This is a genomic window from Rhizobium jaguaris, from assembly GCF_003627755.1.
In the GTDB taxonomy this organism is placed as follows: domain Bacteria; phylum Pseudomonadota; class Alphaproteobacteria; order Rhizobiales; family Rhizobiaceae; genus Rhizobium; species Rhizobium jaguaris.
Map to the genome: position 1 here is coordinate 4,105,762 of NZ_CP032694.1, position 13,355 is coordinate 4,119,116.

14 protein-coding genes are annotated in these 13,355 nt (G+C 60.1%); 6 read left to right on the forward strand and 8 right to left on the reverse strand.

The genetic code is table 11. The features are described 5' to 3' along the window. Window positions 1-4 precede the first annotated feature (4 nt). A complete protein-coding gene (locus CCGE525_RS38380) occupies window positions 5-313 on the forward strand; it encodes a hypothetical protein (RefSeq protein WP_162950224.1) in 309 nt (102 codons plus the stop codon). On the opposite strand, the gene CCGE525_RS20015 is transcribed toward CCGE525_RS38380, so the two are convergent. From CCGE525_RS20015 to CCGE525_RS20025, 3 genes are all read right to left on the reverse strand, one after another. Further along, a complete protein-coding gene (locus CCGE525_RS20015) occupies window positions 259-822 on the reverse strand; it encodes an invasion associated locus B family protein (RefSeq protein WP_120705806.1) in 564 nt (187 codons plus the stop codon). The genes CCGE525_RS38380 and CCGE525_RS20015 overlap by 55 nt on opposite strands. A gap of 333 nt (window positions 823-1,155) precedes the next feature. Next, entirely contained in the window at window positions 1,156-1,545 is a 390-nt protein-coding gene (locus CCGE525_RS20020) for a YkvA family protein (protein ID WP_120705807.1), read from the reverse strand. A 66-nt stretch (window positions 1,546-1,611) separates the two neighbouring features. Further along, window positions 1,612-1,917, reverse strand: a complete 306-nt coding sequence (locus CCGE525_RS20025; RefSeq protein WP_120705808.1) for a 4a-hydroxytetrahydrobiopterin dehydratase — start codon at window positions 1,915-1,917, stop codon at window positions 1,612-1,614. A gap of 36 nt (window positions 1,918-1,953) precedes the next feature. Here CCGE525_RS20025 and CCGE525_RS20030 point away from each other — a divergent pair, with 36 nt between their 5' ends. Then, window positions 1,954-2,436 (forward strand): low molecular weight protein-tyrosine-phosphatase, encoded by a 483-nt coding sequence (locus tag CCGE525_RS20030; protein ID WP_120705809.1) that lies wholly within the window; start codon window positions 1,954-1,956, stop codon window positions 2,434-2,436. On the opposite strand, the gene thpR is transcribed toward CCGE525_RS20030, so the two are convergent. Both thpR and CCGE525_RS20040 read right to left on the reverse strand, forming a co-directional pair. Next, entirely contained in the window at window positions 2,367-2,963 is a 597-nt protein-coding gene (thpR, locus tag CCGE525_RS20035) for an RNA 2',3'-cyclic phosphodiesterase (RefSeq protein ID WP_120705810.1), read from the reverse strand. The genes CCGE525_RS20030 and thpR overlap by 70 nt on opposite strands. 68 nt (window positions 2,964-3,031) lie before the next feature. Then, a complete protein-coding gene (locus tag CCGE525_RS20040) occupies window positions 3,032-3,682 on the reverse strand; it encodes an arylesterase (protein WP_120705811.1) in 651 nt (216 codons plus the stop codon). Window positions 3,683-3,756: 74 nt separating this feature from the next. Between CCGE525_RS20040 and CCGE525_RS20045 the strand changes: the two genes are divergently transcribed. The 4 genes from CCGE525_RS20045 (at window position 3,757) to CCGE525_RS20060 (ending at window position 8,675) form a co-directional block, all read left to right on the forward strand. After that, window positions 3,757-4,467 carry an ABC transporter ATP-binding protein gene (locus CCGE525_RS20045; RefSeq protein ID WP_120705812.1) on the forward strand — a complete coding sequence of 237 codons (711 nt, stop codon included), beginning with the start codon at window positions 3,757-3,759 and terminating at the stop codon, window positions 4,465-4,467. Continuing rightward, window positions 4,464-7,010 (forward strand): ABC transporter permease, encoded by a 2,547-nt coding sequence (locus CCGE525_RS20050; RefSeq protein WP_120705813.1) that lies wholly within the window; start codon window positions 4,464-4,466, stop codon window positions 7,008-7,010. Before CCGE525_RS20045 ends, CCGE525_RS20050 begins: the two co-directional genes overlap by 4 nt. Window positions 7,011-7,251: 241 nt before the next feature. Next, a complete protein-coding gene (locus CCGE525_RS20055; protein ID WP_120705814.1) occupies window positions 7,252-7,995 on the forward strand; it encodes a Bax inhibitor-1/YccA family protein in 744 nt (247 codons plus the stop codon). Between the two features lie 122 nt (window positions 7,996-8,117). Then, on the forward strand, window positions 8,118-8,675 hold the full coding sequence (locus tag CCGE525_RS20060; RefSeq protein WP_120705815.1) for a GNAT family N-acetyltransferase: 558 nt from the start codon (window positions 8,118-8,120) through the stop codon (window positions 8,673-8,675). A gap of 15 nt (window positions 8,676-8,690) precedes the next feature. Here the strand turns inward: CCGE525_RS20060 and CCGE525_RS20065 are convergent, their stop codons facing one another. The 3 genes from CCGE525_RS20065 to acnA form a co-directional block, all read right to left on the reverse strand. Then, window positions 8,691-9,092, reverse strand: a complete 402-nt coding sequence (locus CCGE525_RS20065) for a DUF2794 domain-containing protein (RefSeq protein WP_120705816.1) — start codon at window positions 9,090-9,092, stop codon at window positions 8,691-8,693. A 309-nt stretch (window positions 9,093-9,401) separates the two neighbouring features. After that, a complete protein-coding gene (locus CCGE525_RS20070; RefSeq protein ID WP_120705817.1) occupies window positions 9,402-10,145 on the reverse strand; it encodes a DUF1223 domain-containing protein in 744 nt (247 codons plus the stop codon). Window positions 10,146-10,408: 263 nt separating this feature from the next. After that, window positions 10,409-13,099 carry an aconitate hydratase AcnA gene (gene acnA / locus CCGE525_RS20075; RefSeq protein ID WP_120705818.1) on the reverse strand — a complete coding sequence of 897 codons (2,691 nt, stop codon included), beginning with the start codon at window positions 13,097-13,099 and terminating at the stop codon, window positions 10,409-10,411. Window positions 13,100-13,355: the final 256 nt, after the last annotated feature.

Genomic DNA, 13,355 nt, shown 5'->3' on the forward strand with positions numbered 1-13,355 from the left:
TCCAATGGTTGATATCGGCGATGCCGCCAAAAGCTGGAAAGCTGCGGGCGCGGACAAGGCACTGAGATCAGAAGGTTCATTTGGTGCGGAGCAAGGAAATTGCGAATACACCCGCTCATTGGCGCGGCCTTTAGCATTAATTTCAGCCCGCGTCATCCCTCCCAAGAAAAAGCAGAAGGCCAGCCACGCGGGCCGGCCTCATCGTTTCGGTCTCCAAAAAGCCTGCAATCACTTTGCCGTGATCAGACCCTATCGATCTTACTTGCAGCTTTCGATTTGCTTCAGGGCAGCGGTAACGCCCTTCAGCGAGTAGGTGTAGGAGGTGCCGGTGCCCTTCTTCGAGGTCGCGGTGACCTTCAGCGAATGGCCCGACTTGAGCGCTGCGACCAGCGCCGGCTCCTGTGCGGCATTCTCGACCCAAGCGGCCTTGTCCTTGGTGAACATCACGAAGGTCTTGTTGTCGATGACCACGTCGACCTTGGAATTCTCCTTGAGCGGATAGCCCATCATCGCCTGCGGTTCGTAGGAGATGTTCTGACCCGGACGCTGGGAAACGATGAAGAAGTTGTCGCCATGATCGATACCGGAGGCCGGCAACTTGGCTGTCGGCACGGAGAGAACGTAGCAGACCTTGCCGGCCCCGGACTGGTAGGAATAGGCGCCCCAGGCATCGAACTGCTGGATGCGCGTCGGAGCCGCCGGTGCCGCCGCCTGCGCCTGCGGTGCGGGCGCTGCCTGCTTCTTGGTCTTGGTCTGCGCGGATGCGATGCCGGTACCAGCCAGAACGAGCGAGAGGGCGATTGCGAAGCTTTTTACAAACATGGTTTCCTGCCGATTTCTTGCGGTCCAGAGCTCGAGGCGATTTGAGTAACGCACACCTATGCTCATGAGCTGCCCTATTTTGACTTTATTTAGGTTACCAAACCGTCAACGGGGCGGTGACTGCCCCTGGTCTGTGTCATTTCGATTCAAGGTGCCGCGCCAGGCCCGAAATACATCAGGAAGAATTGGAAAACCCGGATGGTGAAACACCACCCTACGGGATCGATTTAAGACAAAAAGATTCAGGCAAGAGTTTGACCTCTCTAAAATCAGGAAGACCTCATAAAAGTCTGGAAACCCGGCAAGAATCCGTCGCGGCTGATCGGACGGGAATTAAGCCGTCTTTGCGGCCTCGTGCTCGTTGGCCAAGGCCCGGTCGGCGGCGTCATAATGCTCCTGGCGGATGTGGCCTTTGACCATGCCGAACGCGAGCGTCAGCACCGCGACATCATCCGAATAGCCGATGACAGCAAAAAAATCCGGGATGATGTCGATCGGCATAACGAAATAGCCGAGCGCGGCCAGCAGAATGCCGCGAACACGTGTCGGCGTCTGTGGATCGAGCGCGCAATAGAAGGCTGCGACGACATCGCGGGAAAACGGAATATAGCGCGCAGCCTTGCGCAAGGTCGGCCAGAACTTGCTGCGCACCGTCTTCTCCTGCCGTTCCTGTGCCTCTTCGTCACCAGGCATCAGGATTTCCCCATACTTGATGTCATCCATTCCGCTCATCCCTATAGGAAGCCCTTCCCGGGCCGCATCAAACATATGGTGATAGGTACCAGCGATTCAATCGGCGCGCCGCGCCGCCGCCTTTTCCATCGCTTTGGCGAGTTTGATGTCCTGCTCCGTCAGGCCATTGGCGTCATGCGTCGTCAATGTCACGTCGACGCGGGAGTAGACGTTGAACCATTCGGGATGATGATTGAACTTCTCCGCCGCCAGGGCTGCCTCGGTCATAAAGCCGAAGGCTTCGACGAAATTGCGGAATTTGAAGCTCTTCGAAATCGACAGCCGGTCGGCCGCCAAAGTCCAGCCGCTGAGCCCAGCGACGTTTTCATCGATTGCCGCCGGTTCCAGCTTTTCGTATTTCATGACAAGATCACTCCTCTCAACCGGTTGAACGATACCATGGACCGTCACAGGATTCTTTTTGTTTGCGCTGGCAATATCTGCCGTTCACCGCTCGCTGAAGGCATCTTCCGGCATCTTGCCGCTGAAGCCCGCCGCAGCTCCGAGTTCGAGATCGATTCGGCCGGCACCGGCGGCTGGCATCAGGGCGAAAGGCCGGACCGCCGCTCCATAGCCGCCGCCGCAGATCATGGCGTCGACATTTCCGGCCAACGCGCTCGCCGTATCGAAGTCGCCGACTTCGATCGGTTCGACCTGATCCTGGCAATGGATCAAGACAATTTGAAGAATTTGCGCAAAATCGCGCCTGCCGATGCGCTCGGCAAGCTCTACCTCTTCAACGCCTTCACGCTTGGCAGCAACAAAGACATTCCCGACCCCTACTACGGAGGCCATGAGGATTTCGAAGCGGTCTACACCAAGCTCTTGGCTGGCTGCATTGCACTGTTGCCCATGGCGGGAAAAGCGCTACGAGCCTCGTGAAGCGGAAAGATCTCTTCGGTGAGATAGGGACCGCCGCCGACCGATTCGCGCGATGACAGCAGCACGAAGCGCCCTACGGTGAACGGTGCGGTGTGAAAGTTGCCGCGGCCGGAGAGATAATGCACGACATCGTCGACACGCGAAGACTTCAGCCGCGCGAGGGTGACATGCGGCGTGAACTTGCGCGGGTCCGGCGGCAAGCCGATGCGCTGGCAAATGCGTTCGATTTCGCCTTGCAGCGCGTACATATCAGGCGTCTGCGTAACGCCGGCCCAGACCGAATGCGGTTTCTTCGAGCCGAAGGAGCCGATACCTTCCAGCCGGAGCTGGAATTCCGGCCGATCGATGCGATCCAACCGCTCGACGATTTCATCCGCCGTGCGACCATCGACATCGCCGATGAAACGAAGAGTAATGTGGTAATTTTCAACGTCGATCCACCGGGCTCCGGGAAGACCGCCGCGCAACAACGAAAGGCTCATAGCCGCGTTGCGCGGAATTTCGAGGGCGGTAAAAAGTCTCGGCATAACGAGCACTCCCCGAATCTCTTGCAGATATCAATAGGGAATCATGCAATTGCAGCCGGTGCAAGCTCCTATTTCGCGCCTGCGGCAATCGTCCCTATGAAACTCGTCGCCACGGGCTGGAAGCGCTGCACCATGACATCGACACCCTGCGGGTTCGGATGCATACCGTCCTTCAACTGTAAGTCCGCATGCGTGGCAACGCCATCGAGAAAAAATGGATAGAGCGTGAGTTGGTACTTGTCGGCAAGTCGCTTGTACATCGCGTTGAATTTCACTGCAAAATCCGGACCCATATTCGGCGGCGCCAGCATGCCGGCGAGCAGGACGGGAATGTTACGCTCCTTCAGCCGGCTGATGATGGCCTCAAGGTTCTTTTCCGTTTGTTCGGGCGGAATGCCGCGCAATGCGTCGTTGGCGCCGAGCTCGAGGATAACGCCGTCGGTTCCATCCGGCACCGACCAGTCGACGCGCGACAAGCCGGCAGAGCTGGTGTCGCCGGACACACCGGCATCGGCAATCGCCACATCCAGCCCCTTGGCCTTCAGCGCCGCCTCGAGCTTGGCGGGAAATCCGTCGCCCGGCGGTAGCTGGAAACCGGCCATCAGGCTGTCACCGAGGCCGACCAATTGGATCGTCCGAGCATCGGCTGCATCGACAGCGCCAAACAAAAGACCGAAAGCAATGACAGCGAAGTGAAACGCGGCAACTTTAAAACTCATGATCTATTCCCTAAATTCGCCGTAAGGGCCAATTCGAGCCCGCCATGGTCTCTGATGTATATAGGGCGTTCGCTTTGGCAAAAACCATCATCGAGCTAAAGAAGGCGGATTTAACGCTCGGCAACGCCGCCGCCTCAGTCCATGTGCTGAAAGGCATCGACCTCACCGTCGGCGAAGGCGAATCCGTCGGCATTGTCGGTCCCTCCGGCTCCGGCAAGTCGACGCTGCTGATGGTGCTCGCCGGCCTCGAAAAGCTCGACAGTGGCGAACTGTTGATCCGTGATACTCCGCTGCATAGCCTGAGCGAGGACCGTGTTGCCGATTTCCGCGGCCGCAATATCGGCATTGTCTTCCAGTCGTTCCATCTCATTGCCAATATGACGGCGCTGGAAAATGTCGCCGTACCGCTGGAGCTGGCCAATGTCCGCGACGCCTTCGACATCGCCCGGCGCGAATTGCAGGCTGTCGGCCTCGGCGAGCGGCTGAGCCATTATCCCGGTCAGCTTTCGGGCGGCGAACAGCAACGCGTGGCGATCGCCCGTGCACTCGCCCCATCACCCGCCCTTTTGATAGCCGACGAGCCGACCGGTAATCTCGATACCGACACCGGCAGACAGATCGCCGACCTGCTTTTCGCCCAGCAGGCCGAACGCGGCACGACGCTGTTACTCGTCACCCATGATCCGGTGCTCGCCGCCCGCTGCTCGCGCCAAATCCACGTTCGCTCCGGCGAAATAGAGGGCGATAGCGCCCGCGCTCGGACCAATCAGGCGGCGATGGCATGACCGCGGCGGGAGCGCGTCTCACGCTTGCCTTTCGCCTGGCGCTGCGTGAATTGCGCGGCGGCCTCAGCGGCTTCTACATCTTTCTCGCCTGCATCGCTCTTGGCACCGGCGCGATCGCCGCAGTCAACTCCGTCTCACGCTCGATTACCGACGCTATCTCGACGCAGGGCCAGTCGCTGCTCGCCGGTGACGTCCGCGTCGAACTCACCAATCGCGAGGCGACGCCGGACGAACTGAGCTATCTAAACAGCCTCGGCCAGCTCTCGCAGTCCACCGGCATGCGCTCCATGGCCCGCCTGCCCGATGGCTCCGACCAAGCACTGGTCGAGGTCAAGGCAGTCGACGGCGCCTACCCGCTCTACGGCACCTTCGAGGCCGATCCGGATCAGCCGCTATCAACCCTGCTCGCCGCCAAGGACGGGACCTGGGGCGCAGTCGTCGCTCCCCTGCTGCTCGAGCGGCTGAATCTCAAAATCGGCAGCGAGCTGCTACTCGGCAATACCAGGCTTCGAATCACCGGCACCGTGAAGACCGAGCCGGATTCGGTGTCGGAGGGTTTCGGCTTTGCTCCGCGATTGCTCACCAGCCGCGACGCTCTGGTCGCCTCGGGCCTGATCACGACCGGAAGTCTCGTCGAGCAGGTCTACAAAATCCGCATGGACGATCCCTCCGGCAGCCTGAGCAACATCGCCGCCCGCGCCAATACCGCGTTTCCGCAGGCCGGCTGGTCGATCCGAACGAGCGACCGGGCAGCACCCGCCCTCGCCGACAATATCACCCGCTTCTCGCAATTCCTGACATTGGTCGGACTAACGGCTCTAATCGTCGGCGGCGTCGGCGTCGCCAACGCCGTACGCGCCTTCCTCGATTCCAAGCGGACCACCATCGCCACCTTCAAATGCCTTGGCGCACCGGCCCTAGTCGTGGTGATGATCTATCTCATTCAGATCAGCCTGATTGCGCTGGCCGGCATCGCCGTGGGTCTCGTCCTCGGCGCCATCGCGCCGTTGCTTGCCTCGCAGTTCATGGCCGAATTTCTGCCGATCTCGACCGCGCCGCAGCTCTACCCCGGTCCGCTGACGCTTGCGGCCCTTTTTGGCCTGCTGACAACGCTCGCCTTCGCCATCCTGCCGCTCGGCCATGCCCGCGAAGTACCGGCAACCGCACTCTTCCGGGAACAAGGTTTCGAGACCCGCCGCCTGCCGAGCTGGCCATACCTGCTCGCCGCCTGCCTGCTGATGGCGGCGCTTGCAGGGCTCGCGATCTTCACCGCCTATGACCGCTTCATCGCCGTCGTCTTCGTCGTCTCCATCGCCGCCGCCTTCGTCGTGCTGCGTGCCGTCGCCGCCCTGCTGTCGTGGCTTGCTCGCCGCAGCCCTCGCGTTCACTCTCCCGCCCTGCGATTGGCGATCGGCAACATCCATCGGCCGGGTGCGCTCACCGCCTCCGTCGTCCTCTCGCTTGGCCTTGGCCTGGCGCTCCTGGTGACCTTGACCTTAATCGACGGCAATATGCGCCAGGAGCTGACAGGACGCATGAGCGAGCAAGCGCCGAACTTCTTCTTCGTCGATATCCAGGGCTCGGAACTCGACGGCTTCCGCAAGGTCGTGCAGGCGCAAGCGCCAGAGGGCAAACTCGTCGAAGTCCCGATGCTGCGCGGTCGCATCGTCGCCTTCAATGGTCAAGACGTGACCCAGATGACGGTGCCCCCGGCCGGTCAATGGGTGTTGCGCGGCGATCGCGGCATCACCTATGCCGAAACCATCCCGGAGAACGCCGTCCTGACGGAAGGGCAATGGTGGGGCAAGGACTATAGCGGCGAGCCTCTGGTCTCCTTCTCCGACGAAGAAGGCAAGGCGCTTGGCCTGAAGCTCGGCGACGCCGTGACCGTTAACGTGCTCGGCCGCAACGTGACGGCCAAGATCGCAAGCTTCCGCAAGGTCCAATGGCAGTCGCTGTCGATCAATTTCGTCATGATCTTTTCGCCCAACACCTTCAAGGGTGCACCGCACGCGTGGCTTGCGACCCTCACCGATCCCACCGCTACGTCGGCGCAGGAAGCCGCGATCCTGAAGAAGGTCACCAACACCTATCCGACGATTACCAGCGTCCGCGTCAAGGATGCGCTCGACATCGTCAACACACTGGTCGGACAGCTTGCCGCCGCTATCCGGGCCGCTGCCTCCGTTGCGCTCATCGCATCCATACTGGTGCTTGCGGGCGCGCTCGCGGCTGGAAATCGCGCACGCACGCATGACGCGGTCGTGCTGAAGACGCTCGGCGCGACGCGGGCCATGCTGATCCGCGCCTTCAGTTACGAATATCTGATCCTGGGGGCAGCAACCGCCGTCTTCGCACTGCTGGCCGGTTCCGTGGCCGCCTGGTATATCGTCAGCCGCATCATGCACCTGCCCTCAACCTTCCTTCCCGACGTTGCCTTTTCTACCCTCATCATCGCGCTACTATTGACGGTCGGGATCGGACTCGTCGGCACCTGGCGTGTCCTCGGCCAGAAGGCAGCGCCTGTCCTGCGTGAACTCTGAGCCCGTGAAAGCCGGCGTGATTTTCGACAAGGCCTGTGCGCCCCCAGGATGCATCGAGCGTTAACCGAGCGTCCGGAAATTACCCGATATTACACCGATTTAACCCTGCCGCCGCCGCTTAGCCCTTGTGCACCCGGCTTGAAAGCCTCATATTCTCTGCAGGCATGCTGGAGCTCCGCAGCGGCGCCCGGGACCAAAGCGCCCGACACCGTACTCACATCGGAGCTTAAAAGAGGAAAACATGGCTGACTTTCGCAACTATCAAAACCGGACGCCGCAAGCAGGCGCGCAGACCGGCGCGATGATCGATGAGGGCCTTCGAGCCTACATGCTCAAGGTCTACAACCTGATGGCGCTGGGTCTGGCGATCACAGGTCTTGCTGCTTACGGCGCCTTCTCGCTCGCATTCGCTGACGGACAGCTTACGGCTTTCGGCCAAGCTATCTACGTGAGCCCGCTGAAGTGGGTCGTTATTTTCGCGCCGCTGGCGATGGTGTTCTTCCTGAGTTTCAGGATCAATCGCATGAGTGTGGCCGCCGCGACGACAACCTTCTGGGTATACGCCGCGCTGGTTGGCCTGTCGCTGTCGTCGATTTTCATCATCTACACCGGCCAGAGCATCGTGCAGGCCTTCTTCGTGACCGCTGCGTCTTTCGGCGCGCTGTCGCTTTACGGCTACACGACGAAGCGTAGCCTCTCGGCTATGGGCTCGTTCATGATGATGGGTCTCTTCGGCCTGATTATCGCCATGCTCGTCAACATCTTCCTGCAGTCTTCTGCGGTGCACTTCGCCATCAACGTTCTTGGCGTTGTGATCTTCGCAGGTCTCACCGCCTGGGATACGCAGCGGATCAAGGAAATGTACTATGAAGCCGACGACGTAGCCGTTGCTGGCCGCAAGGCGATCATGGGCGCACTGACGCTCTACCTGGACTTCATCAACCTGTTCATGTTCCTGCTGCAGTTCATGGGCGACCGCAAATAACTGCAGCGACATGATTGATCGTTCGAAAAGGCGGCTTTGGCCGCCTTTTCTGTTTGCCTTGCTCCCTCGCACACGGCTTTATATCTGCTTCTTGAAATCGCAGATCAGGCAATAAAAAGCAGATGTCCTTCCGCCTTCGCAACGCCATCCCGAGCGACCTTCCCTTCATCACCTCGATCTATCGCGACTCCGTCCTGAACGGCACGGCAAGCTATGAAATCATCCCGCCGAACGAGGAGGAGATGACAGGCCGCTTCCAGGCGATCCGCGACAAAGGCTATCCCTATATCGCCGCTGAAGACGAAGACGGAGCCTTCCTGGGCTATGCCTATGCCTCGGCCTTCCGCACGCGGCCGGCCTATCGCTGGATGGTGGAGGATTCGATCTATCTTGCGCCCGCGGCTCGCGGCCGGGGCATCGGCAAAGCGCTGCTGGCAACTCTGGTGGAAACCTGCCAGACCCTCGGCTTCCGCCAGATGATCGCCGTTATCGGCGGCGCCCACCCGGCCTCCGTCGCCCTCCACCGCGCTACAGGTTTTACAGAAACGGGCCTGCTGAAAGGCACCGGCTACAAGCACGGCCGCTGGCTGGACACGATGCTGATGCAGAAATCACTCGGCGAGGGCGCGCAGACCGACCCCGATCCATCGGTCTATCCGGGGACGTTGTTCAGCGAATAACGCGGCAGGAGGAGATCACTTCTCCACCAGCTTCAGCTGCTTATCGAAGACCTTCAGCACCTGGTTCAGGTCGTGGCCGCGCTTCAGGATCATGCCGTTGGTATTGATCACGGAAAACGAGCCCTGCTTGGCAGCGAGCTTGGGATTTTTCTCGATGCGGAAGAGCGGCAGTTCACCGGACCGTTTGAAGACCGAGAAAACCGCCTTTTCCCTCAAGTGGTCGATGGCGTAATCCCGCCACTCGCCCTCGCCGACCATGCGGCCGTAGATCCACAGGATCGCGTCCAACTCCCTGCGATGGAAGGTTACCGGCAGCGGGTCCTTGCTCTGCTTGTATTCTCTGAGATCAACGACGACGGAAGAAGTGGTGTCGACGGAACGGCTTTCGCCGTGTCGCAATTCCGGCTGATCAGTCATCAATCCCCCAGGGGTTGTGTCATGACAAGAAAGTGACAGTTTGCCTCAGCCACGCCAAATTGCAAGACCGGGGGCCACTCACAATTTCTTGCGCTCGGGGGAAAGCGTCTTTGCAGCGCCGTATTTCAGTCAAAACGACGCCCCATTTTCCGGAACTATAGACAGCTGTTTGGCGCCGCCGCGCCAAACAGCCCGGCCGGGGCGTATCGACCGAACCCCAGCCCCGAATGCGCCCTTGCCGGGCACCCCCCTCTTTTTGGCGGTAGCCAAAATAGAGGTCTTTTCGGCGCTAGCCGAAATAATGCTCGATCAGCCATCCGTGCCGATCGTCAGTACGGTCGCACCGATGATCGCCGCCGGGTCGCCCGACGGCGTCGAGGACTGCAGCAGAACCGCCAGGCCGCGCCGGCCAGCCTTGTCCATGACATTGGCAGGCAGCACAATATTCATTCCCTTGCCATCCCACATGCCAACGGTTTCAATGTCCGAAACCGCGTGCAGATAGGTGATCTGCTGGCCGTTGTTCTCGCCGGCCTTCGGAGAAACCTGCTGTTCCTTATCGAAATAGGCGACGACCACGTTGGCCCGGCCCTGGCCGGCGCCGATCTTGATCTCCAGCTCGTCACCTTTCATGGCGGCATTGACGGGAACCGTCAGGCCTTTGCCTTGGCGCTGGAAGTCGTCGATCTTCAAATTGATGGCGTCGAGATTAGCGCCGTTCAGATGGTCGCGGCCGTTGATGATCGCCTGCGGCGTATAGACCCCGCTGCGGCCGAGCGTACGGGCATAGGCATATTGCCGAGCTGTATTCTCCTTGGACCCCATCGTGTCGTTCCAGCCGAGATAGTTCCAATAGTCGACGTGATAAGCGAGCGCGACGACATCGCCCTGGCGGATCAGCTTCTCAAATGCAGCATCAGCCGGCGGACAAGAAGCACAGCCCTGAGACGTGAAAAGCTCGACGACACCCTTGATCTTGGCAAGCTCCTGCGCATGCAGCGAACTTGCCAGCGCGATGCCTGCTAGAAGTGAAACCAAAAACCGTAGGCGCATGCCCTTATACCTCTTTCTCAGACCTTGAAAGCCATGTACTGGCGCGGCCCCCGAAACCGCTCTGCGCTTCTCAGGGTATCCGTAAGGCCCTCATCAAGCCTGATAAATCTAAAACAAGAGATAATCGCTAAGCACGATGACGCAAAGTCACGAAGGGGTGAGACGAAGGCCCGGAGACGATAGCGTCGTACACATCGGCGTGAAAAACAAGACGCCGCCGGAGAGTATGCTCCGGCGGCGTGTATCAGCGGTTTTGGCACCAATTAGGCCGCGAGATCGCGCAGAACCGTCTGCAGGATGCCGCCATTGTTAACGTAGGCAACTTCATCCAGCGTGTCGATACGGCAGATGATCGGAATGTCCTTCACCGTGCCGTCGCCATAGGTAACCTTGGCGATTTTGCGCTCGCGCGGCTTGATGTTTTCCAGGCCCTCGATCGTCACTGTCTCGTCGCCCTTGAGGCCGAGGCTGGCCCAGGTCGTGCCGTCCTCGAAGACGAAGGGGATGACGCCCATGCCGACCAGGTTCGAGCGGTGGATGCGCTCGAAGGACTGGGCAACGACGGCGCGCACGCCGAGCAGGTTGGTGCCCTTGGCAGCCCAGTCGCGCGACGAGCCGTTGCCGTATTCGACGCCGGCGAAGATGACGAGCGGAACGCCTTCGGCCTTGTACTGCATGGCCGCATCATAGATCGACATCTCTTCCTTGGACGGATAGTGGATGGTGTAGCCACCTTCCTTGCCGTTCGGGCCGAGCATGTGATTGCGGATGCGGATATTGGCGAAGGTGCCGCGCATCATGACTTCATGATTGCCGCGGCGCGTGCCGTACTGGTTGAAGTCGGCAACGCCGACGCCATGGCCGATAAGGTAGGAACCGGCCGGTGAAGCAGCCTTGATCGAACCGGCCGGAGAAATGTGGTCGGTGGTGATCTTGTCGCCGAACAGACCGAGGACGCGGGCGCCCTTGATGTCGGAAACGCCAGCGCCGGTCTTGCCCATGCCGACGAAATAAGGCGGGTTCTGCACATAGGTCGAGTCGTCGTCCCAGGCATAGGTCTGGCCCGGAGGAACCTGCACGGCTTGCCAATTGGCGTCGCCCTTGAAGACGTCGGCGTACTTGGTCTCGTAGAGCTCGCGGGTGACGTATTTCAGGATGAATTCCTGCACTTGCTGTGCACTCGGCCAGATGTCCTTGAGGAAGACCGGCTTGCCATTCTGATCTTCGCCGATCGGCTCCTTGGTCAGGTCCATCTGCACCGTGCCGGCGAGCGCATAGGCGACGACGAGCGGCGGAGACGCCAGATAGTTCGCCTGGACGTCCGGCGAGATGCGGCCTTCGAAGTTGCGGTTGCCGGAGAGAACGCCGGAAACAATCAGGCCCTTGTCGTTGATCGTCTTCGAGATCGGCGCCGGCAGCGGGCCAGAATTGCCGATGCAAGTGGTGCAGCCGAAGCCGACCAGGTTGAAGCCGAGCTTATCGAGATCGGCCTGCAGGCCGGACTTGGCGAGGTACTCGCCGACAACCTGCGATCCGGGCGCCAGCGACGTCTTGACCCACGGCTTGGTCTTCAGGCCCTTGGCGACGGCGTTGCGGGCGAGCAGGCCGGCTGCGATCAGCACCGACGGGTTCGAGGTGTTGGTGCACGATGTGATGGCGGCGATCGCCACGTCACCATGGCCGAGATCGAAATCCGTGCCTTCGACGGCATAGTGGTTCGAAAGCTGGCCCGGCTTCTTGTATTCGGTGTCCATCGAAGTGGCGAAACCGGAAGCGATGTTTTCCAGCGAGATACGGCCTTCCGGACGCTTCGGGCCGGCCATGGACGGTACGACGTCGCCGAGGTCGAGTTCGAGCGTGTCGGTGAAGACGAGATCGGAACCATCGCCTTCGCGCCACATGCCCTGAGCCTTCGAATAGGCTTCGACCAGCGCGATACGATCCTTCGCACGGCCGGACATGTTGAGATAGTTCAGTGTTTCCTTGTCGACCGGGAAGAAGCCGCAGGTCGCGCCATATTCCGGACCCATATTGCCGATGGTGGCGCGGTCGGCGAGCGGCATATTGTCGAGGCCGGGGCCGAAGAATTCGACGAACTTGGAAACGACGCCCTTCTTGCGCAGCATCTGTACGACGGTCAGCACCAGGTCGGTCGCCGTGACGCCTTCCTTGAGCTTGCCGGTGAGCTTGAAGCCGATGACTTCTGGCAGCAGCATGGAGACCGGCTGGCCGAGCATCGCAGCTTCAGCTTCGATACCGCCGACGCCCCAACCGAGAACGCCGAGGCCGTTGATCATGGTCGTGTGCGAATCGGTGCCGACGCAGGTATCCGGATAAGCGATGGTTTCGCCGTCTTCTTCCTTCGTCCAGACGGTCTGGCCGAGATATTCGAGGTTCACCTGGTGACAGATGCCGGTGCCGGGGGGAACGACGCGGAAGTTCTTGAACGCCTGCTGGCCCCACTTCAGGAAACGGTAGCGCTCGCCGTTACGCTGATATTCGAGCTCGACGTTGCGGGCGAAGGCCTGCGGCGTGCCGAATTCATCGACGATGACCGAGTGGTCGATGACAAGATCGACGGGAACGAGCGGATTGATCTTTTCCGGATCGCCGCCGAGCGACACCATCGCGTCACGCATGGCGGCGAGGTCAACCACAGCCGGAACGCCGGTGAAGTCCTGCATCAGCACGCGCGCCGGGCGATAGGCGATTTCGTTCTCGACGGTACCCTTGTTGGTCAGCCATTCGGCGACCGCAACGATATGTTCCTTGGTGACCGACTGCCCGTCTTCGAAGCGCAGCAGGTTCTCAAGCAGCACCTTCATCGAATAGGGAAGCTTGGAAACACCGGCCAGACCATTGGCCTCAGCCTTGGGCAGGCTGAAATAGACATAGTCTTTCCCGTTCACGGTCAGCGTGGAACGACAATTGAAACTGTCAAGAGATTTAGACACGAGAGACCCCGTTTCTGATAGCCAACACAGTCGTGCGAACGCCTATGCACTTTATGCACATCAGGATGCGGGTACGGCCATTTCCGCTGTCCGCACGTAAGGCAGAAAACCTTATGTTCGGCGCAAGGATGAAATTCACGCCGACCGCTGGCGTGGTTGCGGGTCTTATAGATAATTTCGTAAAGACTTGCCAGAGTGACAGGGCGCAAATTTGGACAATTTTTTTGAGCCTGCGACGACGAAAACGGGCCGAAAA

Bases quoted from the DNA above. Each gene is read 5' to 3' on its own strand.
- CCGE525_RS38380 (WP_162950224.1), top strand. From the start codon at position 5: ATGGTTGATATCGGCGATGCCGCCAAAAGCTGGAAAGCTGCGGGCGCG.
- CCGE525_RS20015 (WP_120705806.1), bottom strand. From the start codon at position 822: ATGTTTGTAAAAAGCTTCGCAATCGCCCTCTCGCTCGTTCTGGCTGGT.
- CCGE525_RS20020 (WP_120705807.1), bottom strand. From the start codon at position 1,545: ATGGATGACATCAAGTATGGGGAAATCCTGATGCCTGGTGACGAAGAG.
- CCGE525_RS20025 (WP_120705808.1), bottom strand. From the start codon at position 1,917: ATGAAATACGAAAAGCTGGAACCGGCGGCAATCGATGAAAACGTCGCT.
- CCGE525_RS20030 (WP_120705809.1), top strand. From the start codon at position 1,954: ATGGACCGTCACAGGATTCTTTTTGTTTGCGCTGGCAATATCTGCCGT.
- thpR (WP_120705810.1), bottom strand. From the start codon at position 2,963: ATGCCGAGACTTTTTACCGCCCTCGAAATTCCGCGCAACGCGGCTATG.
- CCGE525_RS20040 (WP_120705811.1), bottom strand. From the start codon at position 3,682: ATGAGTTTTAAAGTTGCCGCGTTTCACTTCGCTGTCATTGCTTTCGGT.
- CCGE525_RS20050 (WP_120705813.1), top strand. From the start codon at position 4,464: ATGACCGCGGCGGGAGCGCGTCTCACGCTTGCCTTTCGCCTGGCGCTG.
- CCGE525_RS20055 (WP_120705814.1), top strand. From the start codon at position 7,252: ATGGCTGACTTTCGCAACTATCAAAACCGGACGCCGCAAGCAGGCGCG.
- CCGE525_RS20060 (WP_120705815.1), top strand. From the start codon at position 8,118: ATGTCCTTCCGCCTTCGCAACGCCATCCCGAGCGACCTTCCCTTCATC.
- CCGE525_RS20065 (WP_120705816.1), bottom strand. From the start codon at position 9,092: ATGACTGATCAGCCGGAATTGCGACACGGCGAAAGCCGTTCCGTCGAC.
- CCGE525_RS20070 (WP_120705817.1), bottom strand. From the start codon at position 10,145: ATGCGCCTACGGTTTTTGGTTTCACTTCTAGCAGGCATCGCGCTGGCA.